General features: G+C 67.0%; 23 protein-coding genes. 21 read left to right on the top strand and 2 right to left on the bottom strand.

From position 1 onward, the window contains the following. The 21 genes from T8K17_RS01835 (at nucleotide 1) to T8K17_RS01735 (ending at nucleotide 22,397) form a co-directional block, all read left to right on the top strand. Nucleotides 1-1,605, top strand: a complete 1,605-nt coding sequence (locus tag T8K17_RS01835) for a DUF935 domain-containing protein (RefSeq protein WP_322331207.1) — start codon at nucleotides 1-3, stop codon at nucleotides 1,603-1,605. Nucleotides 1,606-1,608: 3 nt separating this feature from the next. After that, a complete protein-coding gene (locus T8K17_RS01830; protein WP_322331208.1) occupies nucleotides 1,609-2,835 on the top strand; it encodes a phage minor head protein in 1,227 nt (408 codons plus the stop codon). Between the two features lie 586 nt (nucleotides 2,836-3,421). Continuing rightward, nucleotides 3,422-4,459 (top strand): phage protease, encoded by a 1,038-nt coding sequence (locus T8K17_RS01825; protein ID WP_322331209.1) that lies wholly within the window; start codon nucleotides 3,422-3,424, stop codon nucleotides 4,457-4,459. A gap of 3 nt (nucleotides 4,460-4,462) precedes the next feature. Beyond that, nucleotides 4,463-5,302 (top strand): hypothetical protein, encoded by an 840-nt coding sequence (locus T8K17_RS01820; RefSeq protein ID WP_322331210.1) that lies wholly within the window; start codon nucleotides 4,463-4,465, stop codon nucleotides 5,300-5,302. A gap of 15 nt (nucleotides 5,303-5,317) precedes the next feature. Then, nucleotides 5,318-6,214 carry a Mu-like prophage major head subunit gpT family protein gene (locus tag T8K17_RS01815; RefSeq protein ID WP_322331211.1) on the top strand — a complete coding sequence of 299 codons (897 nt, stop codon included), beginning with the start codon at nucleotides 5,318-5,320 and terminating at the stop codon, nucleotides 6,212-6,214. A 2-nt stretch (nucleotides 6,215-6,216) separates the two neighbouring features. Beyond that, nucleotides 6,217-6,582, top strand: coding sequence for an HI1506-related protein (locus T8K17_RS01810; protein WP_322331212.1), 366 nt, complete (start codon nucleotides 6,217-6,219; stop codon nucleotides 6,580-6,582). Continuing rightward, nucleotides 6,579-6,998, top strand: coding sequence for a DUF1320 domain-containing protein (locus T8K17_RS01805; protein ID WP_322331213.1), 420 nt, complete (start codon nucleotides 6,579-6,581; stop codon nucleotides 6,996-6,998). Before T8K17_RS01810 ends, T8K17_RS01805 begins: the two co-directional genes overlap by 4 nt. A 2-nt stretch (nucleotides 6,999-7,000) precedes the next feature. Further along, nucleotides 7,001-7,537: a phage virion morphogenesis protein gene (locus T8K17_RS01800; protein ID WP_322331214.1), complete on the top strand. Its 537-nt coding sequence runs from the start codon at nucleotides 7,001-7,003 to the stop codon at nucleotides 7,535-7,537. Continuing rightward, the gene (locus tag T8K17_RS01795; RefSeq protein WP_322331215.1) at nucleotides 7,534-7,965 is read left to right on the top strand and encodes a hypothetical protein; all 432 of its coding nucleotides are present in this window, start codon (nucleotides 7,534-7,536) and stop codon (nucleotides 7,963-7,965) included. Before T8K17_RS01800 ends, T8K17_RS01795 begins: the two co-directional genes overlap by 4 nt. 11 nt (nucleotides 7,966-7,976) lie before the next feature. Then, on the top strand, nucleotides 7,977-8,270 hold the full coding sequence (locus T8K17_RS01790; RefSeq protein WP_322331216.1) for a hypothetical protein: 294 nt from the start codon (nucleotides 7,977-7,979) through the stop codon (nucleotides 8,268-8,270). A 5-nt stretch (nucleotides 8,271-8,275) separates the two neighbouring features. Then, a complete protein-coding gene (locus tag T8K17_RS01785) occupies nucleotides 8,276-9,538 on the top strand; it encodes a hypothetical protein (RefSeq protein WP_322331217.1) in 1,263 nt (420 codons plus the stop codon). 168 nt (nucleotides 9,539-9,706) lie between these two features. Continuing rightward, complete coding sequence (locus tag T8K17_RS01780; protein ID WP_322331218.1) at nucleotides 9,707-10,240, top strand: hypothetical protein; 534 nt, start codon at nucleotides 9,707-9,709, stop codon at nucleotides 10,238-10,240. Between the two features lie 8 nt (nucleotides 10,241-10,248). After that, nucleotides 10,249-10,632: a DUF1799 domain-containing protein gene (locus tag T8K17_RS01775; RefSeq protein WP_322331219.1), complete on the top strand. Its 384-nt coding sequence runs from the start codon at nucleotides 10,249-10,251 to the stop codon at nucleotides 10,630-10,632. Further along, nucleotides 10,629-16,391 (top strand): phage tail tape measure protein, encoded by a 5,763-nt coding sequence (locus T8K17_RS01770; RefSeq protein WP_322332820.1) that lies wholly within the window; start codon nucleotides 10,629-10,631, stop codon nucleotides 16,389-16,391. The genes T8K17_RS01775 and T8K17_RS01770 overlap by 4 nt, the downstream gene beginning before the upstream one ends. Further along, nucleotides 16,388-18,004: a hypothetical protein gene (locus tag T8K17_RS01765; RefSeq protein ID WP_322331221.1), complete on the top strand. Its 1,617-nt coding sequence runs from the start codon at nucleotides 16,388-16,390 to the stop codon at nucleotides 18,002-18,004. The genes T8K17_RS01770 and T8K17_RS01765 overlap by 4 nt, the downstream gene beginning before the upstream one ends. A 1-nt stretch (nucleotide 18,005) precedes the next feature. Continuing rightward, nucleotides 18,006-18,860 carry a hypothetical protein gene (locus T8K17_RS01760; protein ID WP_322332819.1) on the top strand — a complete coding sequence of 285 codons (855 nt, stop codon included), beginning with the start codon at nucleotides 18,006-18,008 and terminating at the stop codon, nucleotides 18,858-18,860. A gap of 9 nt (nucleotides 18,861-18,869) precedes the next feature. Next, complete coding sequence (locus T8K17_RS01755; protein ID WP_322331223.1) at nucleotides 18,870-19,433, top strand: hypothetical protein; 564 nt, start codon at nucleotides 18,870-18,872, stop codon at nucleotides 19,431-19,433. A gap of 16 nt (nucleotides 19,434-19,449) precedes the next feature. Beyond that, nucleotides 19,450-19,872, top strand: a complete 423-nt coding sequence (locus T8K17_RS01750; protein ID WP_322332818.1) for a hypothetical protein — start codon at nucleotides 19,450-19,452, stop codon at nucleotides 19,870-19,872. A 65-nt stretch (nucleotides 19,873-19,937) separates the two neighbouring features. Next, nucleotides 19,938-20,717, top strand: coding sequence for a glycine-rich domain-containing protein (locus T8K17_RS01745; RefSeq protein ID WP_322332817.1), 780 nt, complete (start codon nucleotides 19,938-19,940; stop codon nucleotides 20,715-20,717). 7 nt (nucleotides 20,718-20,724) lie between these two features. Next, nucleotides 20,725-21,372: a hypothetical protein gene (locus tag T8K17_RS01740; RefSeq protein ID WP_322331226.1), complete on the top strand. Its 648-nt coding sequence runs from the start codon at nucleotides 20,725-20,727 to the stop codon at nucleotides 21,370-21,372. Nucleotides 21,373-21,599: 227 nt separating this feature from the next. Beyond that, on the top strand, nucleotides 21,600-22,397 hold the full coding sequence (locus tag T8K17_RS01735) for a DNA adenine methylase (RefSeq protein WP_322331227.1): 798 nt from the start codon (nucleotides 21,600-21,602) through the stop codon (nucleotides 22,395-22,397). Between the two features lie 262 nt (nucleotides 22,398-22,659). Here T8K17_RS01735 and T8K17_RS01730 read toward each other — a convergent pair whose 3' ends face one another. Together T8K17_RS01730 and T8K17_RS01725 are read right to left on the bottom strand one after the other, a co-directional pair. Continuing rightward, nucleotides 22,660-23,265, bottom strand: a complete 606-nt coding sequence (locus T8K17_RS01730; RefSeq protein WP_322332816.1) for a peroxidase-related enzyme — start codon at nucleotides 23,263-23,265, stop codon at nucleotides 22,660-22,662. A 73-nt stretch (nucleotides 23,266-23,338) separates the two neighbouring features. Beyond that, nucleotides 23,339-23,986 carry a hypothetical protein gene (locus T8K17_RS01725; protein WP_322332815.1) on the bottom strand — a complete coding sequence of 216 codons (648 nt, stop codon included), beginning with the start codon at nucleotides 23,984-23,986 and terminating at the stop codon, nucleotides 23,339-23,341. Nucleotides 23,987-24,026 lie beyond the last annotated feature (40 nt).

The raw sequence follows: 24,026 nt of genomic DNA, 5'->3' as shown, positions 1-24,026 counted from the left end.
ATGGCCAAGATCCCGACACTTGTTGGCCCGGACGGTGTGACGCCGCTACGCCGCGAGGTCCTTCTCGACGAGCTGGCCGGTCCGACCATGGCCGGTGTGCGCCGCCCGATCGGCGAGCACCCGTCGCGCGGCCTCACACCCGCCCGGCTCGGCACGATCCTGCGTGCCTCTGAGGAAGGCGACCCGGTCTCCTATCTCGAGCTGGCCGAGGACATCGAGGAGAAGGACCTCCACTACGTCGGCGTCCTTGGGGCGCGCAAGCGCGCCGTCGCCCAGCTCGAGATCACGGTGGAAGCGGCCGAGGACAAAGGCCCCTGGCAGGAGCACGCGGACTTCATTCGGGAATGGCTCCGCCGAGACGAGCTGGAAGACGAGTTGTTCGACATGCTCGACGCGATCGGCAAGGGCTTCAGCGTTGTCGAGATCCTGTGGGAGACGAGCGAGAAACAGTGGTGGCCGAGGCGTCTGGAATGGCGGGATCCCCGGTGGTTCATGTTCGACCTGGTCGACCTTCGCACCATTCGGCTGCGCGACGACGCCGGTCAGCCTGTGCCTCTTGCGCCGTACAAGTTCATCACGTCGATCATCCAGGCCAAGTCCGGCCTGCCGATCCGCGGCGGTCTCGCCCGGCCGGTGTCGTGGGCCTGGCTGTTCAAAAACTTCGGCCTGAAGGATTGGGTCTCGTTCCTGGAGACCTATGGTCAGCCGCTGCGGCTGGGCATGTATCCGAACGGATCCACGCCGGAAGACCGCCGGATGCTGCTGCGGGCCGTATCGCAGCTCGGTCACGACGCCGGCGGCATCATTCCCGACAGCATGAAGATCGACTTCGTTGAGTCGGCCTCGAAAGGCGACGGCGCCCTCTTCAGCAGCCTCGCGAACTTCCTGGATCAGCAGATCTCCAAGGCCGTGCTCGGTCAGGTGGGGACCACCGACGCGATCGCCGGCGGCTATGCGGTCGGCAAGGTTCACGACCAGGTGCGTCAGGATATCCAGCAGAGCGACGCCAAGCGCCTGGCGATCCCGATCAACCGGGACCTGGTCAAGCCGATGATCGATCTGAATTTCGGCCCGCCGAAGGATGGCAAGTACCCTCGGGTCTTCATCGGCCTGCCCGACCAGACGGACATGGCCAAGCTGATGCCGCTGATCGAGAAGTATGTCGACATGGGCGGCAAGGTCGGATCGTCCGTCGTCCGCGACAAGCTCGGCTTGCCGGATCCCGACAAGGACGAGGAGCTGCTGCAGCCCCGTCGGCGTGCCTCGCCGGGCGCACCGAACGAGAACCGAGATGGTGCGTCGGACCCGGAGCAGGACACGGCAACGGCCGCCGCCCAAGCGCGCGGCGATCGTGACGCCGTAACCGAGCTTGCCGACGAGGCGATTGACGACTGGCGCCCGATGGTCGAGCCGATCGTGGATCCGGTCCGCCAGCTGCTCGAGGACGTGACGAGCCTGGAGGAGCTGCGCGATCGCCTTCCGGAGCTGATCGAAGAGATGGAGCCCGACGAGGTCATCACCGTACTGGCCCAGGCCGGCTTTGCAGCACGACTGGCCGGTGAGGTCGACGCGCCGATCGACGACAGTTCCGACGCGGGTGCCTGATCGATGCCCGCGCTCGAATTGAAACCGCTTCCGCCGCGCGAGGCGGTCGACTACTTCCGCTCGAAGGGCTTCAAGGTGGGCTTTGCCTGGCAGGACGTCTGGCAGAGCGAGCACGCCCGGTACTTCACCGTAGCCAAGGCGATGCAGCTAGACATCCTTGAGGACATCCGCGGCGCCGTCGACCAGGCGCTTGCCGACGGCACCACCTTCGCTCAGTTCCGCGAGGGCCTGGAGCCACTGCTGCAGGCCAAGGGATGGTGGGGCCGGCAGCGCGTAACCGACCCGGTCACTGGCGAGGAGCGCCTGGCGCAGCTCGGCAGCCCGCGACGGCTGAAGACGATCTTCGACGTGAATCTCCGAACCTCATATGCGGCCGGCCGTTGGGAGCAGATCCAGCGCACCAAGCGGCTACGGCCCTATCTGCGGTACGTCGCCGTCGATGATGATCGCACCCGGCCGGAACATCAGGCCTGGCACGGTACCGTGCTCCCCGTCGACGACGCCTGGTGGTCGACCCACTACCCGCCCAACGGCTGGAACTGTCGTTGCACCGTGCGCCAGCTCTCGGCGAGAGAGGCCGAGCGGCTCGGCGGCGTGAGTGAAGCACCCGTCTTGAGGGAACGCCGGTGGGAAAACCAGCGGACCGGCGAGATCCAGAATGTGCCAGCCGGGATCGATCCGGGATGGAACTACCATGTCGGGCTCGCTGCCGACGCCGTCCGACGCGACGCGACCCTGGAGCAGGGCCTGTCGTCCGGCGCCACCCGCGCGCTGCTGGACAAGCTCGCCGGCGCCCGCCCGGATATCGCCCATGCGGCCCTGCGTGACGTTGTGCGATCGCCGGACTTCGCCCGCCAGCTGACGAAGCCGACCGTGCCCATGCCGGTCATGCGCCTGCCGCCGGCGGTAGCCGAAGAGATCGGCGCCAGGTCGCCGATCGCCGTTCTGTCGCCCGAGAGCTTGACGAAGAACCTCCGCCAGCATCCCGACCTGACCCCGGCTCAGTACCGGCAGCTGCCCGAGCTGGGCGCGGCGCCCTCCCTGATCGTCCAGGATCGTGACGTGTCGGTGGTGATCGTCCGGCGGCAGGACGGCCCGCTTATGGCGGCGGTCAAGGCGACGGACACGGGAGCCGCGACCTATGTGACGTCGTTCCGGCGGACCAACTCGGCCGATATCCGCCGGCTGATCCAGCGAGGTCGCATTCTGTTTGGATCCTGGGAGGAGTAGACGGCGCGCGGCGGGGCCTCCCATGAACCCCGCATTGCGCTCCCGTCTTCGTTACCGAGGACGGTGCTACGGCCGGGAGAGTTTCACCGTGTCGCGCGCGCCGCTCCTATCAGGTAGGCTCGCCATGAAATCCAGTCAAGCAATGGCTGAACGACACCACCGATCGGATCGAAGCGCGTTTAAGGTCGTTTAAATTCCAGTGATCGCTCCTCTGGAACAGACAGCCACCGCGCAAGGCGAGGCGCTAGGAAGCCCCAGGACGGCCGAGATCGCTCTGAGACCCCCGGTGATGCCCTGAAATCCCTTAAACGATTTTTAAACGGCCTGGAGCGCCTCCCAGGCCCATTCGGGAGTAGCTCGGCGGACTGTCTCTTGCCCGCGCACCCCGAAACCACCATGCTGGGGCCAGTTCGGGGGACTGATCCAGTCGACCGACCGGGCCTGAAGCCCCACCGAACCGCTTCCCGACCTTCCGTTTAATCGCTCCCCATGGTGACAGGTGTCACCATGTTTTCGGGCTGGTGGCGGCTCCACCATGCTCTCCATGAGCAAGAAGGTCACAGACCCCACGCGCCACGAAACCGGTATGGGCGCGGTTATTCAGCTTCCGGATCCGGTCGCCGGCGTTGCGCCCGAGTGGATCCAGCTGATGCCGCTCGGCCTCATTCAGCCGCGCGACGGACGCCCGCCGTATGAGCTAACCGACACCGCCTCGGTGATCGCGACCTCGATCTCGGCGGCCCGTGGCCTGGATCTCCCGATCGACTACGACCACCAGATCGACCTGTCGGCCGTCAAAGGCGTCGGCGGCACGGCCCGCGCCGCGGGCTGGATCAAAGAGCTTGCCGAGCGGGCCGATGGCATCTGGGGACGCGTCGAGTGGACCGCTGCTGCGGCCCAGGCGATCGCGGCCAAAGAGTATCGCTTCATCTCCCCGGTCTTCGACTACACGAAGGAAGGCCGGCAGATCGTCCGGCTGCGCCATGCAGCGCTGACGAACAATCCCGCCTTCGTCATGACCGCCCTTTCCCACCAGCAGCAGCACAAGGAGGTCCAGGTGGACCCGTTCCTGAAAGCATTGCTTGAGGCGCTGGGCCTCAAGGAGGACACCGACCAGGCGACCGCCCTGGCGCATGTTCAGAAGCTCTCCAGCTCGACGGCGATCGTCACTGCGATGGCCAGCAAGCTCGGCGTGAAGGACACGACCGAGACGGCCCTCGCCGCTGCGATCGACGAGGCGCGGAAGTCGACCGCGCCCGACCCGTCCAAGTTCGTGCCGATCGAACAGGTCACCGAGCTGCAGACCTCCCTGGCTTCGATCCAGAAGGAGCTGTCGACCGACAAGGCGACCGCGGCCGTCGATGCGGCGGTGAAGGCCGGGAAGGTCTCGCCGGCGCTGAAGGAATGGGCGACCGCCTACGCCTCCCAGGATCTCGCCGGCTTCAAGGCCTGGTCGGAGAAGGCGCCGGTGGTTACCGGCACCTCGGGCCTCGCCGCTCAGCCCCAGAAGGGCGAGGACGGGCTCTCCGAGATCGACCGCGCGATCGCGTCCCAGATGGGCGTGCCGCTCGAGGACTTCAAAAAGACCCGCCAGGCAGAGCTTGGCGTGCAGGCGGAGGGCTGATCCATGACGGCGCTGACCGGAGATCGCAACACGCCCGAGCGTTCGGGCGAACTGGTGGTGCTGCTGGTCGCGGCCGCCACCACCATCCATGCCGGCTCCCTGGTGGTCCTGAACGGCGGCTATGCCGAGCCGGGCTCGACCGCCACCGGGCTGATCGCCGTCGGCCGGGCCGAGGAGCAGGTCGACAACAGCCTCGGGGCCAACGGCGCGAAGTCGGTGAAGGTGAAGCGCGGCGTCTTCCAGTACGCCAACAGCGAAGGCGGCGACGCGATCACGGCCGCCAACATCCACAGTGCCTGCTACATCGTCGATGATCAGACGGTGGCCAAGACGTCGGACACCGGCGCCCGGTCGCGGGCTGGACGGATTATCGACGTCGATACCCGCGGGGTGTGGGTCCTGGTCGGCAACGGTCCGTTCGACAGCGATGCCGGCGCACTGCTCGACCAGAACAATCTGGACGACGTCGACGACGCGGCTACGGCGCGGGCGAACATCGGCGCCAACCAGGTGGTGCTCTCCGTCCCGGATGCCGCCGCTCTCGACGGCACCGACCCGATCCGGATCGTGAGCCCCGTCGCGGGGATGATCACCAGCATCCGTTCGGTGATCGACGGCGCCCTGACCACCGGCAACGCCACGCTGACGGCCGCCATCGGCGCGACGCCCGTCACCAACGGCGTGATCACGATCACTCAGGCGGGCTCCGCCGCCGGTGACGCGGACAGCGCCACGCCCTCGGCCGCCAACGTGGTGGCCGCCGGCGATGTCATCACCATCACGCCGGGTGGCACCAACGACGCGGCGCGGACCGCGGCGGTCACCCTGCTGATCGAAACCTGAGCCCCGGAGGCACCCTTGGAAGTCAATCGCGCATCGCTGGCTGGGATCAACACCAGCTTCAACACGATCTTCAACGGCGCCCTGGGCGGCGTCGAGACGACCTGGAACAAGATCGCCATGGAAGTCCCCTCGACCACCCGCGAGAACGACTATCGCTGGCTCGCCAAGCTGCAGGGCATGCGGCGGTGGGTTGGCGACCGTGTCATCAACAACGTGGCCAAGGATGGCTACAAGGTCGAGAACGAAGCGTTCGAGAACACGATCGGCGTAGATCGCGATGACATCGAGGACGATCAGATCGGGGTCTACAACCCGTTGGTCGCCGACCTGGGTCAGACGGCGGCCGAGCACCCGGACTTTCTGGTCTGGAACCTGCTGAAGTCCGGCTTCACTGAGGCCTGCTACGACGGCCAGTATTTCTTCGACACAGACCACCCGGTGATCGGCGAGAACGGCGACGAGCAGAGTGTTTCCAATTTCCAGGGCGGCGCCGGCACCGCCTGGTTCCTGTTGGACACCACGCGGGCGATCAAGCCGCTCATCTTCCAGATGCGCCGCCGGGCGCAGCTCACAGCGCTGATCAACAACACCGACCCGAACGTCTTCATGGCGAAGCAGTTCGTGTGGGGTGTGGACATGCGCTGCGCTGCCGGGTTCGGGCTCTGGCAGCTGGCCTATGCGTCGAAGCAGACGCTCAACTCCGAGAACTACTTCGCCGCCCGCGCCGCCATGATGTCCATGACCGGCGACCATGGCCGCCAGCTGCGGCTGCGCCCGAACCTGCTGGTCGTGCCGCCGAGCCTGGAGAAGAAGGCTCTGGAGGTCCTGAAGGCCGAGCGTGACGCGGCCGGTGCGACCAACGTGGCCCAGGGCACGGCCATGCACCACGTCGAACAGTTGCTGGCGGCCTGATCATGGCGCGCCCCGGCATCCGGATCTCCGCCCAGCGCGACGGCTTCCGTCGCGCTGGCGTCCGCCACCCGAAGAAGCCGACCGATTATCCGGTCGACCGCTTCTCCGAGGACCAGCTCCGCCAGTTTCTGGCCGAGCCGATGCTCTCCGTCTCTCCGGTGGAACTGGAGGACGACGAGGACGACAAGGCCGCCGCCGACAAGGCTGCTGCCGACAAGGCCGCCGCTGACCGGGCCGCTGCCGACAAGGCCGCTGCCGACAAGGCCGCTGCCGACAAGGCCGCTGCCGACAACGCCAACGCAGAGAAGGCCAACGCAGAGAAGGCCGACGCAGAGAAGCCTAAGAAGGGCAGCGGCAAGAGCGCATGACCTACGCCACGCAACAGGCCCTGGTCGATCGTTTCGGTGAGCTGGAGATCCTTCAGCTCACCGATCGCGATAACGTCGGCTCGATCGATGCGGAGGTGGTCGCCTCCGCCTTGGCCGATGCCGACGAGCTGATCGACAGCTACATCGCGGCGCGGGCGGCCCTGCCGCTCGCCACGGTCCCGGAGCGCCTGGTGCGTGTCGCCGGCGACATTGCCCGCTACTTCCTCCACGCCGATGCGCCGACCGAGCAGGTCCGCACCGCCTACAAAGACTCGCTCACCTGGCTGCGCGACGTGGCCGCCGGCAAGGCGACGCTCGGCGACGATGGAGTGACCGCCGCCGGGCCGGCGTCCGCGACCATCGAGTTCGTCGGCGACGATCGCCTGATGTCCCGAACCGGCCTGAAGGACTTCTGACCATGGCCGGCTTCTCCGCTTCCCTGTCGATCGACGAGGTCCGCGCGGCGACCGTGCTGTCGCAGTGGGCGGACGGCGGGCAGGATCTGACGGAGCTGTTGGATCCCATCGGCGCCGCGTTGCGCGACAACGTGCTCGACCGGTTCGAGACGGGCAAGGGTCCGGACGGGACCGCCTGGCCGAAGAGCCGACGAGCTTCTCAGGAGGGTGGCCAGACGCTGGTTGACAGCGCTCGCCTCCGAAACTCCATGACCTACGAGGCCTCCGCCGGCGAGGTCATGGTGGGGACCAACGTGATCTATGCGGCCATCCACCAATTCGGTGGCGTGATCCGCGCTAAGACCGAAAAAGGCCTGTCCTTCACGGTGCCTGGCTTCGCCGCTGAAGGCGGCCAGGAGGGCTTCGTCAACGTCCAGAGCGTGACCATGCCGCCCCGCCCGTTCGTCGGCTTCGGTCCGGAGGACGAGGCGTCCGTGATCGACATGTTCGAGGCTTGGCTGTTCACCCCGATCGCCATGGCGGCCGGGGGTGCGGCATGACGATCCTGTCGCAGACGATCGCACGCCTCCAAGAGGGCAAAGAAGCCAGTGGCCTGGTGCTGATCGAAGGTGTCGCGGAGTTCGCGGCACTCACCGGCAACCCGCCGCGCCACCTGCAACCCGCTGGCTATGTGATCGCTACGACCGACAGAGCCGGCAAGTCCGAGCTGATCGGGAAGCACCGGCAGCTCGTGACCCGCGGCATCGCTGTCGTGCTGGCGTTGGGCAACCTGCGGGATCCGCGAGGCGCCGGCGCAAGTCTGGCCATCGAAGACCTGGAGGCGACCGTCACCGCACAGCTGGCGGGGTGGAAGCCGACCGGGGCCGAGGACTCCATGCAGTTTGCCGGGAGCCGCACCCTCGGCCTGCGCGACCAGGTCGTGTGGCGCCAGCTCGACTTCACCGTCCGAACCAAGCTGCAACCGTAGGGAGCCGTCCGATGTCAGGAGGCCAATTCGTCATCGATCCGAAGACCGGCGAGCGCGTGCGCGTCGGCGAACCGCCGAAGTCTCTGAGCCGCGCCGAGCGTCGGGAGCTGGCGGCCCAGGCCGATAAGAAGGCCGAGCCGTCGGCCGAGAAGCCGGTCCAGGCGCTGCCCAAGCCGGCGGCCGAGCCGAAGTCCGACAAGCCGTCGCCGCGGCGATCGCCGACGAGCGACAGCAGCCCGCGCCCCCTGGGAACGAGCACCAGCTCGGCGAAGGCGGCGTCCGATTCCTCTAGCGGTAAGGAGTGACCGCAATGGCCGACGAAATCTCCATGAACACGGCCGTGCTGTTCAACCAGCTCGAGGAGACATACAACGTCTCTCCGGGTGCGATGGCCGCCAGCAACGCGGTTCTGATCAAGTCCATGACCGCCGTGCCGCTGACCGGCAACCGGGTCGAGCGCGACATCGTCACGCCGTACTTCGGCGCCAACCCCGGCAAGCTGGCCGCCAAGCGCGGGACCATGCAGTTCACCGTTGAGGCGACCGGCGCGGGCGAGACGGCGCTCGATGCCGGCCAGGCACCCGCGTTCGGCCGACTGCTGCGGCAGGCTGGCACGTCCGAGACTGTCCGTGCGCCGGCGGCGACGATCGCGGCGAGCCCGCCGACGGGCGTCGGCGGCCCCACCGGCACGTTCACCTACGCGGCCGGCGACCCCTACGAGGGGATCGTCGATCGCCTGGTCACGCTCCTGTGCACCACCGGGGGTGGGTCTGGCGTTGCGGAGTTCACGGTGAGCGCGCCGGCCACCAAGCACCTGGCGGCCTACGAGGCGACCGCGCAGGTCATGACGGATGCCACGGACTTCGATCTTCTGCACGGTGCGACCATCACGCCGACGGTCGGTACCGCCTTCGAGGTCGGCGACAGCTACACGATCCAGCTGTCCCCGCCTGGCTCCTTCTATGCGCCGATCAGCGACACCTTCGAATCCGGTGAGAGCTTCTTCCAGTATGGCACCAACCGGCATCGCTTCGGCGGGCAGCGCGGCAACGTCACGATCAACGCGGCGGCCGACGGCTACTTCGACCTGCAGTTCGACTTCATGGGTCTGCCGGGGGTGCGCTCGAGCGAAGAGATCCCGGCCGTCGACTTCTCCGCCTTCCAGGATCCGCTGATCGTCGACGACGACAACTCGCCCTACGTGGCGCTCGGCGGCGTGGAGATCGTGCTGCGGAGCTTCAACCTCAACGTCGGTCAGAACACCGTCATGCGGTCCCTGGTCGGTCAGAAGAAGGTCCGCACGTCAGGCCGCGCCTCTTCCGGCACGATCGTGTTCGAGGCGCTGGATCTCGACGACGCCGACTTCTTCGACAACCTGGACGACGGGTCGACCCTCACCTTCGAGCTGATCCACGGCCTGGTGCGCGGCGAGATCGTCCACCTGACCTGCACGCGGCTGGAGATCACCGGTCTGCAGTACCAGGACGAGGAAGGCGTGGCGATGTTCTCGGCCAACGTCACCGCGCTCCCGTCCGACGCCGGCAACGACGAGCTGCTGCTGGCGATCAAGTAGATCCCAAGCGAAACCGAGGAGGGCCTCGCCGCACCCGACACCCAATGGCCGGCGAGGCCCGACGATCCGGGAGTAGGCCCGCAGCTGGGCGGACAGCTGCTGAACGCGGGAGCTATGGCGCGTGACAGCCGGGAGAGACCGGCAACCGTTGTCTCAGAGGAGAGCCGCATGGCGCCCAGGAAACAGAAGCACGAGGACATCGACGCCTCGGACATTCCCCTCGATGCGTTCGAGGAAGGCGGCCTGTTCGTCTTCGATGCCCGCCCGGTGGTCCGCAACTGGCCGGCTCGGATCCGTGTGCCGATCGGCGATGGCCAGTTCCAGACGCACGAGATCCGGATCGACGTCGACTACCTGGACATGGACGCCTACATGCAGCTGCAGCAGGACATGACGGACTATGCGGCCAAGGGCGGCAAGCACGGCGACGCCGCCGACCCGCTCTACAAGCACCTGAAGGGCTGGTCTGGGATCGCCGCCCAGGGCAAGGGCGCGCTCGGTTATTCCGATGCCGCGAAGAGTCAGCTACTGCGCGACCCGCGGATCCGCGGCGCCGTGATGGAAGCCACCGCCCGCATGGTCCTGGGGATCGAGGAAAAAAACTCCGAGACGCCGCCCGAAGATGGGCAACCGCAGGCCGGCGGGCCAAACCGCGCGGCACGTCGGGCGGCGGAGGCGAAGACCAGGAAGGCTACGGAATAGCCGATCAGTTGCGCGATGCCGGTCAGGACGTCGACGCCTTCCTCGACGCACAGCGCCGGCGACGCGCCCGTCAACGCCGGCGGGAGCGGGAGCTGCCGGCGACCAGGCCGGCCTATCCGATCCTGCCGGCCAATACCGAGGCAGTGATGGTGTTTCAGCGGTGCCAGACCCAATGGACGTATGCCGGCGACCCGCCGGCCCATACGGGTCTGCGCGTCGAGGCCGTCACCGCAGTGATTGATGCGCTCGGCGTCCCGGCTGAGCGCCGGTCCGATCTGCTCGGCCGGATCCAGATCATCGAGATGAAGGCGCTCGAGGTGCTCAACCGGATCCGGATGGCGGACCTGGCCCGGATCCGCCGACAGCAACCCCGGCCGGCGAGGTCGCGATGACCGATATCGTCGTCGGCCTCACACTGCGTGCGGACGGCCGGGGCTTCGTCGGCGAGGTCCGCAACGCCCGATCGGAGCTGGCTGGGCTGCGCGACAGCGGTACCGGCGCCGGCCGCGCTCTCGAAGATCTGCGGCTGCGCAGCTCATCCGCGCTCGCATCGCTTCGATCGCTGCAGACCGTCATCGCCGGACTTGGCCTGGCCATCGGCGTGCGCGATGCCGTGCAGGAGTTCGCCGCTTACGAGCGCGGGCTGGTCGGTGTCGCCAAAACCGCCGATCTGAGTGCAGACCAGATCCGAGAGATGGGTGCCGCCGTCACCGAGATGGCCAGGCGCATGCCGTTCGCGCGCACCGAGCTGCTCGGCATCGCCCAGGCCGGCGGTCAGCTGGGCGTCAAGGGCGTGAAGGACCTGACGCTCTTCACCGAGACCGTAGCGAAGCTCGGCACCGCGTCCGACCTCGCCGGTGAGGAAGCGGCGACCAGCCTCACACGGATCCTCAACGTCACCGGCGAGGCGATCGACAGCATCGATACCCTGGCTTCGGTTATCGTGGCGCTGGGCAACAATGCGGCGGCCAGTGAGTCCGAGATCGCCCGTGTCGCCACACAGGTCGCCCAGGCCACCGCGATCTTCGGCGTCTCCGCCGGCGAGGCTGCGGGCTTCGGCGCGGCGCTCCGGTCGGTCGGTGTCCAGGCCGAGCTGGGCGGGTCCGCCGTCGGCCGGACGTTCCGGGCGATCGAAGAGTCCATCCGTGGCGGCGGTCAGCGCTTCCGTGAGCTGGCCGAGATCACCGGCATCGCCGGCGACCAGCTCCGCCAGACGTTCGAGCAGGACGCCACCTCGGTTTTCGTATCGTTCGTCGAAGGTGTGGGGGCGGCGGTCGAGAGTGGAGAGAGCGCGGCCGAGGTCCTGGAACGCTTCGGCCTGCAGGGCGAGGAACTGCTAAAAGTCCTTCCGACCCTGGCCGTCAACAGCGATCAGCTTAGCCGTTTCCTGGGAATCGTCGCCGACGAGACGCGCAATACGACCGCGCTGAACGAAGAGTATCTCCGGTCGGCGCAGACCTTGTCTTCGCAGCTGGCTCTGACCGGCAATGCACTGGACGAGATCGCCGCGTCCCTGGGTTCCGCACTCGCGCCGGCGATTGTTGAGGCGACCGATGATCTGCGGTCGTTCGTCCAGGAGGCGGTGGATTCCGGCGACGTCGCGGCGACCTTCGACGCGGTTGCCTATGCGGTCGGCGCCCTCTCGAGCAACTTGGACATACTCGCCGCCACCGTGGGTGTCGGAATCTTCGCCCGTATGCGGCCGGGGATCGTCGGTGTGCTGCAGTCGATCAATGCGCTGGTTCCGGCAGTCGCCTCGAGCACGGCCAGCTGGGTGACATTGAACGCCGCCGTCGCGACCGGAAGTGCCGTCGACCTTAACAGCGCTCGAGCAACCGAGCTGAAGGCGGCCGCCCAGGTCGCAGCAGCCCGCGCCAGTGTCGAGGCAACCGCGTCCACCCTGGCCCAGGTCAAGGCTGAGCGCGCGCGTGCCGTGGTGGTTGCAGGCTCCGCGGAGGCCGACCTGGCCCGCATTGCCGTCGGGCGCCAGGTGCTCGCAATCGAAGCCCAGCTACTGGCCCAGAAGAACGCGTTGGCCGCCGCCGAGGCCCGGCACCTGGCTGCCCTGCAAGCCACTACGGTCGGCGCCCGCACGGCGACCATCGCCATGCGGGGCCTGTCCGGGGCGATGAACCTGATCGGCGGCCCGGCCGGTGCTGCGCTACTTGCCGCCGGCGGGATCTACTACCTGGCGACCAGGCAGTCGGAGGCGTCGCAGGCCGCAGAGCTGCATGCGCGCGCGATCGAGGGCGTTAACCGCCAGCTCGGCCTGGGCGCCGGCCTCAGCCAGGACGCAGCGCAGCGCGCCCGTGAGGAGGCCGAGGCGAGCCTGGCGCTGACCGAGGCACTGATTGCCGAAACACAGGTCCGCGCGACCCGAGGCGGCCAGATGCGACGGGCCGCCCAGGAGGACCTGGCCGAATACAAGCGGCAGGCCCAGGAACTGCGCGAAGGGCTGAAGCTGCTCGATGTCCAGGGTGAGCTGCGCGCCCTCTTCGACGGCAACGAGGGTCTCTTCGGAGCCGGCGGTCTGTCGGGGATCCTGCCGACCAGTGGTCCAGGTGGCGGCGCCGATTTCGGGGGGCTGGCCACAGACGTCCAGTCGCTGGTGGACCAGCTCGATCCGATGGCGAAGGTCATGCGGGAGGCCAGCGACGCCGAAGAGCAGCTGCGGGCGTCGCATGAGAAGCTGACGGCCGCCGGCTACGACGTCGAAGCCCTGATCAAAGCGCTGAACCACGGCACCGACGCCTACGCCTTCGGGCTGGGCGCCGCCGCTCGAGCGGCCCGCGAGCAGGCCCAGGACACTACGCTGGCGCTACAGGTCCGCAAGCTCGAGGCCGAGGGCACCGAGCAGGCCCGCCAGGAGATCGTGCGGCTGACCGCTGCCCGCGAACTGGATCGCCTGGAGTCCCGTCGCCAGCAGGCCGTCATGGCGGCCGCACCTGGTCAGATCGGGGAGATCAACGCGGCCTACGCCGAGCTGCGCGCCGCGGTGCTGGCCACCCGCGACGCCGAGCTGGAATGGTCATCCGGCCAGGACGAGGCGCTGAAGGCACTGCGCGCGCGTCTGGATCCGATCGCCGAGAAGTATCGCGACGTCGACCAGCAGGCCCAGCTGCTGATGCGGGGCTTCGAGGCGGGCAAGCTCACCTACGAGCAGTACCTGGATCTGATCGCCCGCCTGGGCGACCAGGTGGAGGCATGGGCGGCCGCGCAGAACCAGGCGGCCGATGCCATGGTCCGCTCGGCCGAGGACCTAGAGTTCCAGAACGAGATCCGACGCCTGGAGCTGGAGAACACCGACGAGGCCCGCCGGCGGATCGTCGCGCTGACCACGGCGCGGAAGCTCGAGCAGCTGGAGCTGGAGCGGTCGCGCGCCCTGCTCGAGGCCCTGCCAGAACAGATCGACGCGGTGAACGCGGCCTACGATCGGATGCGCAAGGCGATCATGGACGAGGGCCAGGTGCGCGAGCTGGAGCGCATCAAGGATCAGGCCAACCCGCTGGCCGAGGCCTTCAAGACGGCGGCGGAGGGGATCCAGCGCGGCTTCAGCGACGCGATCACCAATGTCGTGCGCAACGGCAAGCTGCAGTTCAAGGATCTGGCTGGCAGTGCGAAGGACATCTTCGCGCGCATGTTCGGGGAGATCGCCACTCTGGCGATCGCCAAGCCGATCATCGTCCCGATCGTCGGCGCTCTCGGCCAGGCGGTCGGTCTGTCCCCGTCGGCGATCGCCAGCATCACCGGCCAGTTCGGAGGCGGTGCCGGCGGACTGACCGGCGCCCTGCCGGCCTTCTCAGGCGGCGGTGGCGGGCTGATCGGTGGCATCGGCGCCGGCATGGGGCTGATCAACCTGCTGCGCGGGGGCTCGCTGACCACGGGCTCGGCCACGATCGGCAACCTCTTCGCGTCGCTGGGCTCCAGGCTCGGCGGTGCTGAGCTGGGCGCCACGTTCGGCAATGCCGGCCTTGCCTTCGGATCTCCGCTCGGCTCCATCGGCTCCTTCGCCACCAACCTGCTGCTCGACCAGCTCCTGGGCGACCGAGGGATCGGCTCGACGATCGGCTCGACGATCGGCGCCGTCGCCGGTTCCTTCTTCGGTCCCTTCGGCACCATTGCTGGCTCGGCCCTGGGCAATGTCGTCGGCGGCCTCTTCGGTGGCGGTCAGACGCCTTCGGTCGGGCCGACCGGGGTGGCACGGATACCCAATGTCATCGGCACCAGCGAGATCCAGCTCTCCGCCGACAACGACGGCGACCCCACGGCGGCCGGCGAGGTTGCCCGGCGCATCCGGGAGATAGCCACCGAGGCCAGCGATCGCTACGGGGCGACCGGCTCTCGCGCATACGGGCTCGATGTCGGCGCCTTCTCCAATCCGGAGGGTGGTTCGGGTCAGTCGGCCGGCTTCAACCTGAAGGAAATCATCAACGGCCAGCTGGCAGATAAGGACCTGTTTCGAGGCCTGTCGGCCGACGAGGCGGTTACGGAAGGCGTGCGGCTCACGCTGCAGAAGGCCTTCGACGGTTTCGACACGGACCGCGTTTCGACAGCCCTCCAGAATTCGTCGGCCAAGACGATCGAAGAGCTGCTCTCGGACTTGGACTTCGCCGCCGGCCTGGACGAGTTGTTCCTGCCGGACCTCGATATCGCCGGACCGCTGAAGACGCAGCTGGATGCGCTGAAGGACGCTTTCGAAGAGGCCAAGGAACGCGCCAAGGAACTTGGCCTGGCGACCGAGAATTTGGCCGACAACTACGCGACCGCGGTCACCCAGGTGCAGCAGGGCTTCCGCACCAGCCTCGAGGCGGAGGCGGCCGGTGTAGGCGGCCAGTACAACCAGCTCCTCTCCCTTGCGGCACAGCTCAAACAGCTCTCTACCGATGCCGAAGTGGCCGGCGTGAGCGCCGATACCCTGGCGCAGGTGATCGACGGCCGCTTCCGACCCGTCATCGAGGGCCTCGGAGCCGGAGAGCTGCAGGCTCTGATCGATGCATTCAGCGGGGTGGCCGATCAGGTCCAGGGCGCGGACATCATTCTGCGAGAGCTTACCGAGACCCTAAATTCACAGGTGGTGGACTCCCTTACCCAGACTGCCGCAACCACTGCGGAGATCGCCGAGCAGCAAGAGCAAGCCCGCAATACCCTGATCGAAGCTTACAAGCGCGAGAGCGCCGAACTGCAGACCCTTCGCGACCGCATGATGGGGTTCGCAAACTCGATCCGTGAAACCCGGCGCGGCCTGGAAGTCAGCGACCTGGCCAAGGGCGGTCCCACCGATCGGCTGGATGCCGCGAAGGGTATCTTCGACGACGTGTTCGAGCGCGCCCAGGCGGGCAACGAGGACGCGATCGCCGGCATCGAGCAGGCGGCCCAGAACTATCTCCAGATCGCCCGCGAGGTCCTGGTGGGTGCGGACTATAACGCCGCCTTCGACATGACGGCGGACCGCCTGTCGCGTGTCGAGTCCGTTGCAAAGCAACAAGCCCAGATCGCCGATCAGCAGCTGGCGCAAATGCAGATGCAGGTCAGCCAACTCGTTTCGATCAACGACAACGTCATCTCCGTCGCCGACGCGATCCGCGATCTGGAAGCCGTGCTTGCAGCCGCCCCCAACGCTGCAACGCCCAGCGGCGGGTCTGCAGGAGATATCAGCGACCAGTACACGCGAGAGGAGCGGTATCTGGCGCGAAATTCGGACGTTGCGGCGTGGGCACAGGCGACGGCCGCGGCGGAGGGCGTTACCGACCCGGATCAACTACGCGTCCGCCTGAACCAGCTCGCATATCAACACGCTTACGAGTATGGCATCGCGGAAGGGCGAGAGTACGAAAAGGGCGGCTGGCATCCCGGCGGTCCGGCGATCGTGCACCCCGGCGAGCTGCTCTACACCGGCGGGCCGATGCACGTCTTCAACGCCCAGCAGTCGCTGGCGCTGATGTCCCGGCCGGCGAACACCAACACCATGGACATGACGCCGCTGGTCGGCGCGATCGGCCGGACCACCTCGGCGATCTACTCGGCCGGCGATCGCCAGGCCATGGCCACGGCAGATCTGGCCGGCCAGGTGGAGCGCATGGGGATGACCATCGCCGACCAGGGTCGCCAGATCCGCGATCTCTCCATGCAGCTGTCGAAGAGGTCATCATGAGCCGCGGGCGCATCATGGCCTACCTTGCCGAGGTCGACCTGACCGCGGCCGACGGCACGTCGCCGACGACGCTCTATCTCAGCGACCTGCCGATGCGCCCTTGGCCTTCGACGGATGCCAATCGCCCGAACCAGTCCTATGACAGCCGGATTCTGGAGGCCCCGTCGATCGGGCTCGAGGTCTTCGCCGACGCCTCCCGGCTCACCGGAGCGCTCGGCACGGGTGCTCTGGTGCTCTCCAATGCCGATGGCGCCCTCAACCAGTACCGCGGCTCCATCTTCACGGCCGTGCGCGTCTGGTGGGGCGAGATCAAGACGGACGAAGAGGAGGAACGCTCCTTTGCGGCCGACTTCCGCAAGATCGTCGACGCGCGACCGGAGGCGCCGGCCTGGGACGTCACCGGCAGTCGGCCGAGCCGACTGGAGATCCCGATCTACGATCGCCGGGCGGACCTGGAGAACGACATCCAGGAAGAGACCTTCGACGGATCCAACAGCGGAGCTACCGGCTACGAGGGCACCGCCGACGATCTCAAGGACAGCGTCAAGCCGCTGGCACTTGGCGACCTGGTTACCGCCAACATCCCGCTGATATGGGTCAACGCGACCGCCCAGGTCGCCCAGGCCCACGCCGGCGAGATGGAGGAGTATTCGGCGATCTACGATCGCGGGGCCGCCACCGGCCTGACCGACGACGGGGACGTGTCCGGATCTGCCTTCGACAGCGCTAGTCCGTCTGCGGGCCATCGGGTCACCGACCTCGGCCGAGGGCTGCTGAAGGTCAACCAGTCCTTCGGCGGAGTGGTCACCGCCGGCGTGAAGGGTGCGGTCGATCTGGTCGCCGGTGTGGGCTACCTCGACACCGCTCCGGAGCTGATCGCCGCGCTGATCGAGAGACAGGATCCGGCGGCCACGATAGGCCCCACCTTCGCGGCGATCTCCGAGACGGCGAAGGTCGGGCTCTACATCGCCGAGCGAACGTCGACCGCGCGCGTCATCGAGGCCTTGGCCCGGTCGATCGCCTGCTGGGTCCTGCCGGATCCGCTGGGCGTGTGGCAGATCGGCAAGCTGCACCTGCCGACCGGCTCGCCGGATCGCACGATCGATGACGTCGACATCATCTCCATTCGGCCGGGCGATCCCGAGGTCAGCCGGCCAGTATGGTCCGTCACGGTACGCGGCGGCCGGCTCTACCAGACCCATTCGCGCAGCAACCTGGCCGGCAGCATATGGGGCACTGACGCCGAGGAGCGCCTGCGTCGGGAGTGGCGGACCGGCATCAAGAAGGACACCGCGCTGCGCGACCTCTGGTGGCCCAATGTCCGCTCGATCGACCTGGAGACCGCGCTACGCGATCCGGCGGACCTGACCGACGTCGCCGAGCTGCTCTTCGACTGCATGTCGGTGCGCGAGGACGGCACGCCGTTCGCGGAGTGGGTGGTCACCGTGGAGCAGGATGAAGAGTGGCTCGACCTGTTGGCCGATCCTGGCATCGGCAAGGCGGAGGTCCGGCTCCGGTACAGCGCCGACGATATCGACCGGGTGATGATCGTCATGGCTGCCCAGCCCGGCCGGCCGACCGGCGGTCAGCTCACCTTGAGACTGTGGGGCTGAGATGACGACAGGTCGTATCCTCCTCGACAACCTGGCGCTCGACGCCACCCTGTCCGGCGGCAGCTGGGGCGGCACGCTCGACAACGTCCTGGATCCCCGGATTGTCAGCAAACCGGCACGGTGCGCCGATCCGTCCGACCTCGAGGCGAGCCAGTTCCTGATCACCTTCGACCGCAAGGTGTATCTGACCGATCTCCTGATCGGCGGTCACACAGCACTGCTCGACAGTCGCTACAGAGTCACCTGCTACGAGGGGGAGACCACGCTGCAGCAGATCGGATGGCACGACATCTTCGGGCGCATCTACCCGACGTCGTCGCTGCCCTTCGAACAAAGCAATTGGTACACGGGAAAGCCGCGCCTCAAGGACATCCAGGGCTATGCCCGCCATAAACCGATCCGGTTTCCGCTCTTCTGCTCGCCGGACAGTATTCTGGTCGAGCTGGACGTCCGCGATGTCGCCGAAGCTGGCAAGGACTTCGACATCGGATACCTAGCAGCGACCGCCGCGTTGACACCTGGCTGGACCTACGATTGGGGCCGAGAGCTGGCCATCGGCCGGCGCACTCAGGAAGAAGTCACCACCGGCGGCCGGGTGATCAAGTCACGCCGTACCAACGCCCGCGTGCACACGGTCAGCTTCTCGTCTCTGACCAAGGTCGAGGCCATGGCGATCTACGACCGCGCCCTGCTCGATGACGAGCACCCGATCGTCTTTGACCCGGATCGAACCGACTTGGTGCACGAGTTTCGGGAGGTTTTCCCCGCCGTCATGACCGTGGTGAGCCCGCCGCGCCAGGTCGACGAAACCGGCGACTGGTCGGTCACGCTCCGCTTTGAAGAAATGCAGGGATAGGAGATCAGCATGGCTATCGACTTTGCGACAGCGATCAGCCGGCTCCTGGCCGGATATTGGAACTCTGGGTCCAAGACCGACGCCAACCCCGGTGGTTTCGGCAACGACGGACACACCGAGAACCTGCCGGCCCTGGCCGAGGCGCTCGGCGTCGTCGGAAGCGAGGTCGCGACGAAGGCGACGGCTGCCAGCGGCGATGCTTCTGACGCATCGGACGCCGCCGACGCGGCCGGCCTCTCGGCAATAGCCGCTGCCGGCGCTGCGAGTGCAGCGGGTACGGCCCGCGACAAAGCTGAGCAGTGGGCGGACGCCGACGAAGACACTGAGGTCGAAGCGGGACGCTACTCGGCCAAGCACCACGCGGCCAAGGCCGAGCAGTCGGCGACCGATGCGGCGGCGGCCGTGAACGGCGTGAGAGTGTCCGCCAATGACGACACACCGAAGCACCTGGAGGAGGCGCTCCTACCTGGCGCCGGCATCGACATGGCCACTCAAAACGAAGGCGGCAACGAGACGCGCACCATCTCGGTCAATCTCGGTCTGATCGCCGGCATCGCCTACGCACTTAGCTGAGAGAGGAGATAACATCATGGCACTGACCAACACGCCCGCCTGGCCGCAGGTCCCGAAGATCGAGACGGCGGCAATCACCTCGGCCAACACCGCGACGGATGGCACTGGCGCGATTACGACCGTTGCCACGGCTGGAGCGAACGGCCGGCGCATTTCCGGCCTCTACGCCGGGGCGCGGGCCACGGTGACGGCGACGGCGGTTCGGTTCTTTCTGTCGACCGACGAGGGATCAACGTGGACCTATCTTCCGCGCCTCGATGCCCTCATCCCGGCGTACACTGTCACCAACACAACGGCTAATGCCGGGCGGGTTACCGTTATCGATCCGGAGGATCAGTACACGTTCCTGGATCTGCCGGCAGACGCGGTGCTCGGCGCTACCATCGCCGTCGCGCTCGGCGGCGGCGTCGTGATCGTGGCCGAGGGGCACGACTTCTGATGGCGCACCCGATGCAGCCAGCCGGGGGAAGGCCGTCCGGGACGCCGCCAGGTTACTCAAAGGCGGTGCGTGGTGCTGCGCTGGCAACGATTGCTGCGCTGCTCCTTGTTGGCGGCGGCGGCGGAGGAGGAGGAGGGTCTGTTGATGTAGGCGCCATCGGCGCTGGAGGCGGCGGTGGTGAGTTTCTTGAAATCACTACGCCATTCACCATTCAAAAAGGCGTCGATTACCCAATCAGGCCGGGTCTGGGCGGACGGGGCGGTGCCACGACTTCCGCTGCCGGCAATGTGGCGCAACGCGGCGAGAGCGGAGAGGCAACGTTCGCCTTTCGTTGGGCCGTTAACGGCGGCGGTGGTGGTGGCGCTCCGTATACGCCGGGTGGGGCGGGAACAGGAAACGGCAGCGGCTTTGACGGCGGTTCGGGTGGCGGCTGTATCACCGGATCATCGTCATCGGTCAAATTCAACTCTGCAAGCTACGGCTTTGGTTCAACTGGCCCAGGCGGGGCTGGCGCAGGCGGTACAAACGGGGGCGGAACCGCTGCCGGGCCGGGGCGAAGCTCATCCATCACAGGATCACCTGTAACCTACGCCGCTGGCGGACAGGCTGGCGTGACGAATGGGGGCCCGTCATTTCCCGGCGCCACCAATAACTCAGGTAATGGCGGTTTGGGTGGCGGCTCAACAGGCTACGACGACGGCCAAACCGGTGGTTCCGGTGTTGTCATCGTTCGCTTCCTGGCATCGGAAGGAACGCTTGTCGCTACTGGAAGTTTTTCGGTGGCAAATGACGGCTTGTACAAGATCGTCACGTTCACCGGCGCTGGCTCCTTTAAACTGATCTGAGGCTGACATGACCGACTGGCAAAGAGTGGAGCTGTCCGGGCCTACAAGCGTTGGGGAAGTTGGCGCATTGCCCGACTTCCTTGTCGGTCTAGCTCTCGACACGTTGACGGACCTTAGCTTGTTCGCGAGTACCTATCCGGACCTAGACGGTGTCGGTTACTGGCCAGTGGTAGATCTCCCGCCTCCAACACCGGGCCTTGGCCAAACCCTCGGACAGACGCCGGAAATGTCGATCGACGCTGAGCTGAAGCATGTCGGCCGCTCCTATCACTTGGAGTTTCTGCCGTTGGCCGAGCGGAAGGCAGTGCTGAAAGAGGCGATCACCGAGGAGTTCCGTCGTCGGCGAAATGGCGGCACGACCGCGTCGATCGGTGGATTCGACGTCGAAGTCTCAACGACACACGAGGCAGCGGTCGAACTTGATCGGGCAATCGCCAAGATCACCCGCACCAATTCGGCTGGCACCATCCCCGTCGTCACTCGCGGCAAGGCTCGGGTGACCCTGACGGCGGCGATCGCAACAGACATGCTTCGGGCGATCGAGGACCACGTTGCCGCCTGCCAAGAGAATGAGAACAGTCTCTATGGAGAGGTGGACGACGCCGAAACCCAGGCTGATCTGACCGCCATCGACATCATGGCAGGCTGGCCGTAACGGCCGCCGGAAGGCGTTTAAACGGTCCATCGACTGCATTTGAACGCCGTTTAAATACTGCCCCCGCTTCCGGGCGGGGGACGGGCTGCGCTAACAGCCCGAGCCGCGGGATGGACCCCCGCACCGGATACACCGGCCGCCATGGACAACCAGGTCGCCGGTCCCGCCCTCCCCGCGCGGGGGAACGGCGAGCGTAGGAAGGTACAGCGATGGAGTCGACTCCGAGATTGTTCCAAGACGAAGTGGACGTGCTTCAGGGCCTCGCGCCCTGGCTTGGCGGCAAGCGGGCGCTCGCCGGCCGCATCGTGAAAGAGATCCTGAGGATTCCGCACCGATGCTATGCCGAGCCCTTCATAGGCATGGGCGGCGTCTTCATGCGGCGGCCGAGACGGGCGGCGGCCGAGGTGATCAACGACGCGAGCGACGACGTCGTGAACCTGTTCCGCATCGCGCAGCGACACCCTGCAGCTCTGGCCGAGGAGCTGTCAGGCAAGCTGATGGGCAGGGCCGAGTTTGAGCGCCTGGCCCGACAGGATCCGGAGAGCCTCACGGACATCGAGCGGGCTGCCCGGTTCCTTTACCTCCAGTATGCGGGATTCGGAGGCAAGGCCACGTCCAGGACCTTCGGTGTCGACCCCGGTTCCCCTGCGCGCTTCCAGCCAAGCCGGGTCATGCGGCTGCTGAGGAGGGTCCACCAGCGCCTCGAAGGCGTGGTGATCGAGCGTCTCGACGCGGGAGCCTTCCTAGCCCGCTACGACCGGCCCTACACCCTGTTCTACTTGGACCCGCCCTACATCGGGTGCGAGGACGACTATGGAGCGGAGCTGTTCTCGGCCGTCGACCATCGCCGCATAGCCGACCACCTGGAAGGCCTGGCCGGGGCGTTCGTTCTCAGCATCAACGATTGCGACCAGGCGCGAGAGCTATTCGGCCGCCGGCGCTTGCTCGAGGTCGAGCTGTCCTACACGATCAACCCCGCAGCTGCCGACGTCCGGAGGCGAGAGCTGATCGTGACGAACCGATGAAGTGCGAGCTACCGGCCGTGGAGAATGCATGTGCTACAAAACCTGCTGTCCCGGACTCCAAAACCTGCGGTCCGGCTACAGAGGTGCTGGCGTAGGGGAAATCCACCCCCCCCCATCCCATACTCGACTTCCTGGAAGTGCGGAGCACTGTCCAGGATCATGCACCGACGCCGCCGCGTCAGGGTCCCGGATCGACCCCCGGCGCAAGGCCGGGGTTCCGTCCGGGAAGTCGGTTTGGGGTAAGGTAGGGAAGTGACTGCCCCTACCCGTGCTGCCAGTTGTCCGGGTCCGTGTTGTCGCCCGGGGACAGGCCGAGGATGTCGCCCTCGGTGTTCACGCCGAGGCCCAACACCGTGCGGTTGGCGTAGCCGAAATAGGCGGTGACCTGGTTGATCTCCAGAATCTCGCCGTCGTCCCAGCCGACCGACCGCATCTCCTCCACCATATCGGCGGTCATGGTCGCCGGATCGCGGGTCAGGTGCTCGGCATAACGCAGGGCGGCCCGGTGTTTCCTGTCGAAGGCGGGGGCGAAATCGCCGGCCTCCAGCGCGCCGCGGATCTCGTTCGCCCGGTCGTCGTCGGCGAGCAGCCGGCGCAGCCCCTGGAAGTGGTGCTCCACGCAGTAGGAACAGCCGTTCAGCAGGCTGACCTGCACGCCGATGGTCTCCAGGAAATGCTTGGGCACCGTGTTGGCCGCATGGTGCAGCACGTACTTGTAGAGGGTCATGTGCCCCTCCATCGAGTGCGGCCGCAGCGAATGCGCCATCATGATGTTGTCGACGTTGTCGCCCGGCCCCTTCACCCGGTCGTACAGGGTCTTCAGGCGGCCGGTGGCGTCCTCGTAGGGGACGGTGTTTATCCAGGTCATGCGATGCGCCCTCCCGGTTGGTCGTGCGACGGTACACCGACGCCCCGACGGCCGGTACAGGAGAGTCTCGCGTCTACTCCGTGGTCTTTTTGCGCACCCGCGCCTGCTGGCGCGCCTGGTCCTCGCGGGAGAGGTTGAACGGATCGACCGGGATGTTGCCGACAATGAACTGGGAGCAGACCTCGCCCTCGTAGGTCATCGGCAGGACGACGCGGCGCCAGCATTTCGCGCTCACCCAGTCGGGCGAGCGGTGAAGGCTGTAGATCGGGCGCCGCGCCCGATAGGCCGCGAGGTAGATCGCGCGATACATCAGCGCCAGGTTGTTCCGGGTCACCCGGTTCATGTCCGAGACCCTCTCGCCGGTCCAGTCGCGGCCCGCATGGGCCGCCACGCCGGTGCCGTAGAGCCGGTAGCGGGCGTCGAAGCCGTCGCGCAGCACGTCGAGGATCATGATATTGCCCACCGCCGGCAGCAGGGTGAGCATGTCGAACTCCGCCCGGTTCTGGCGGCCGGTCTGCGGGTCGGTGTGTTTCTGCCAGTAGGAGAACAGGAAGCTCAGCTTCGTGTTCTCGAGCGTGTCCGGCGAGGTCGCGAAGAAGCAGGCGAGGCAGTCGGCGCTCAGGCGGCTCGGCGGACAGCCCTCGATGATCGCGGTGGCGGCCGCATCAAGCTCCGCGTCGGTCGGCTCGACCCAGTCGGGGTCGACGGTGCGGTCTACCAAGCGCATTCTCCTGTGCCGCCGCGCCGGGTCGCGGTCCTGC

The organism is Thalassobaculum sp. OXR-137, from assembly GCF_034377285.1.
Classification (GTDB): Bacteria; Pseudomonadota; Alphaproteobacteria; order Thalassobaculales; family Thalassobaculaceae; genus Thalassobaculum.
Note: the sequence above shows the minus strand (reverse complement) of the source record. Positions and strands in the feature narration are given on the sequence as shown.

Coding starts and splice junctions, on each gene's coding strand:
- T8K17_RS01835 (WP_322331207.1), top strand. CDS start 1: ATGGCCAAGATCCCGACACTTGTTGGCCCGGACGGTGTGACGCCGCTA.
- T8K17_RS01830 (WP_322331208.1), top strand. CDS start 1,609: ATGCCCGCGCTCGAATTGAAACCGCTTCCGCCGCGCGAGGCGGTCGAC.
- T8K17_RS01825 (WP_322331209.1), top strand. CDS start 3,422: ATGGGCGCGGTTATTCAGCTTCCGGATCCGGTCGCCGGCGTTGCGCCC.
- T8K17_RS01820 (WP_322331210.1), top strand. CDS start 4,463: ATGACGGCGCTGACCGGAGATCGCAACACGCCCGAGCGTTCGGGCGAA.
- T8K17_RS01810 (WP_322331212.1), top strand. CDS start 6,217: ATGGCGCGCCCCGGCATCCGGATCTCCGCCCAGCGCGACGGCTTCCGT.
- T8K17_RS01805 (WP_322331213.1), top strand. CDS start 6,579: ATGACCTACGCCACGCAACAGGCCCTGGTCGATCGTTTCGGTGAGCTG.
- T8K17_RS01800 (WP_322331214.1), top strand. CDS start 7,001: ATGGCCGGCTTCTCCGCTTCCCTGTCGATCGACGAGGTCCGCGCGGCG.
- T8K17_RS01795 (WP_322331215.1), top strand. CDS start 7,534: ATGACGATCCTGTCGCAGACGATCGCACGCCTCCAAGAGGGCAAAGAA.
- T8K17_RS01790 (WP_322331216.1), top strand. CDS start 7,977: ATGTCAGGAGGCCAATTCGTCATCGATCCGAAGACCGGCGAGCGCGTG.
- T8K17_RS01785 (WP_322331217.1), top strand. CDS start 8,276: ATGGCCGACGAAATCTCCATGAACACGGCCGTGCTGTTCAACCAGCTC.
- T8K17_RS01780 (WP_322331218.1), top strand. CDS start 9,707: ATGGCGCCCAGGAAACAGAAGCACGAGGACATCGACGCCTCGGACATT.
- T8K17_RS01770 (WP_322332820.1), top strand. CDS start 10,629: ATGACCGATATCGTCGTCGGCCTCACACTGCGTGCGGACGGCCGGGGC.
- T8K17_RS01765 (WP_322331221.1), top strand. CDS start 16,388: ATGAGCCGCGGGCGCATCATGGCCTACCTTGCCGAGGTCGACCTGACC.
- T8K17_RS01760 (WP_322332819.1), top strand. CDS start 18,006: ATGACGACAGGTCGTATCCTCCTCGACAACCTGGCGCTCGACGCCACC.
- T8K17_RS01755 (WP_322331223.1), top strand. CDS start 18,870: ATGGCTATCGACTTTGCGACAGCGATCAGCCGGCTCCTGGCCGGATAT.
- T8K17_RS01750 (WP_322332818.1), top strand. CDS start 19,450: ATGGCACTGACCAACACGCCCGCCTGGCCGCAGGTCCCGAAGATCGAG.
- T8K17_RS01740 (WP_322331226.1), top strand. CDS start 20,725: ATGACCGACTGGCAAAGAGTGGAGCTGTCCGGGCCTACAAGCGTTGGG.
- T8K17_RS01730 (WP_322332816.1), bottom strand. CDS start 23,265: ATGACCTGGATAAACACCGTCCCCTACGAGGACGCCACCGGCCGCCTG.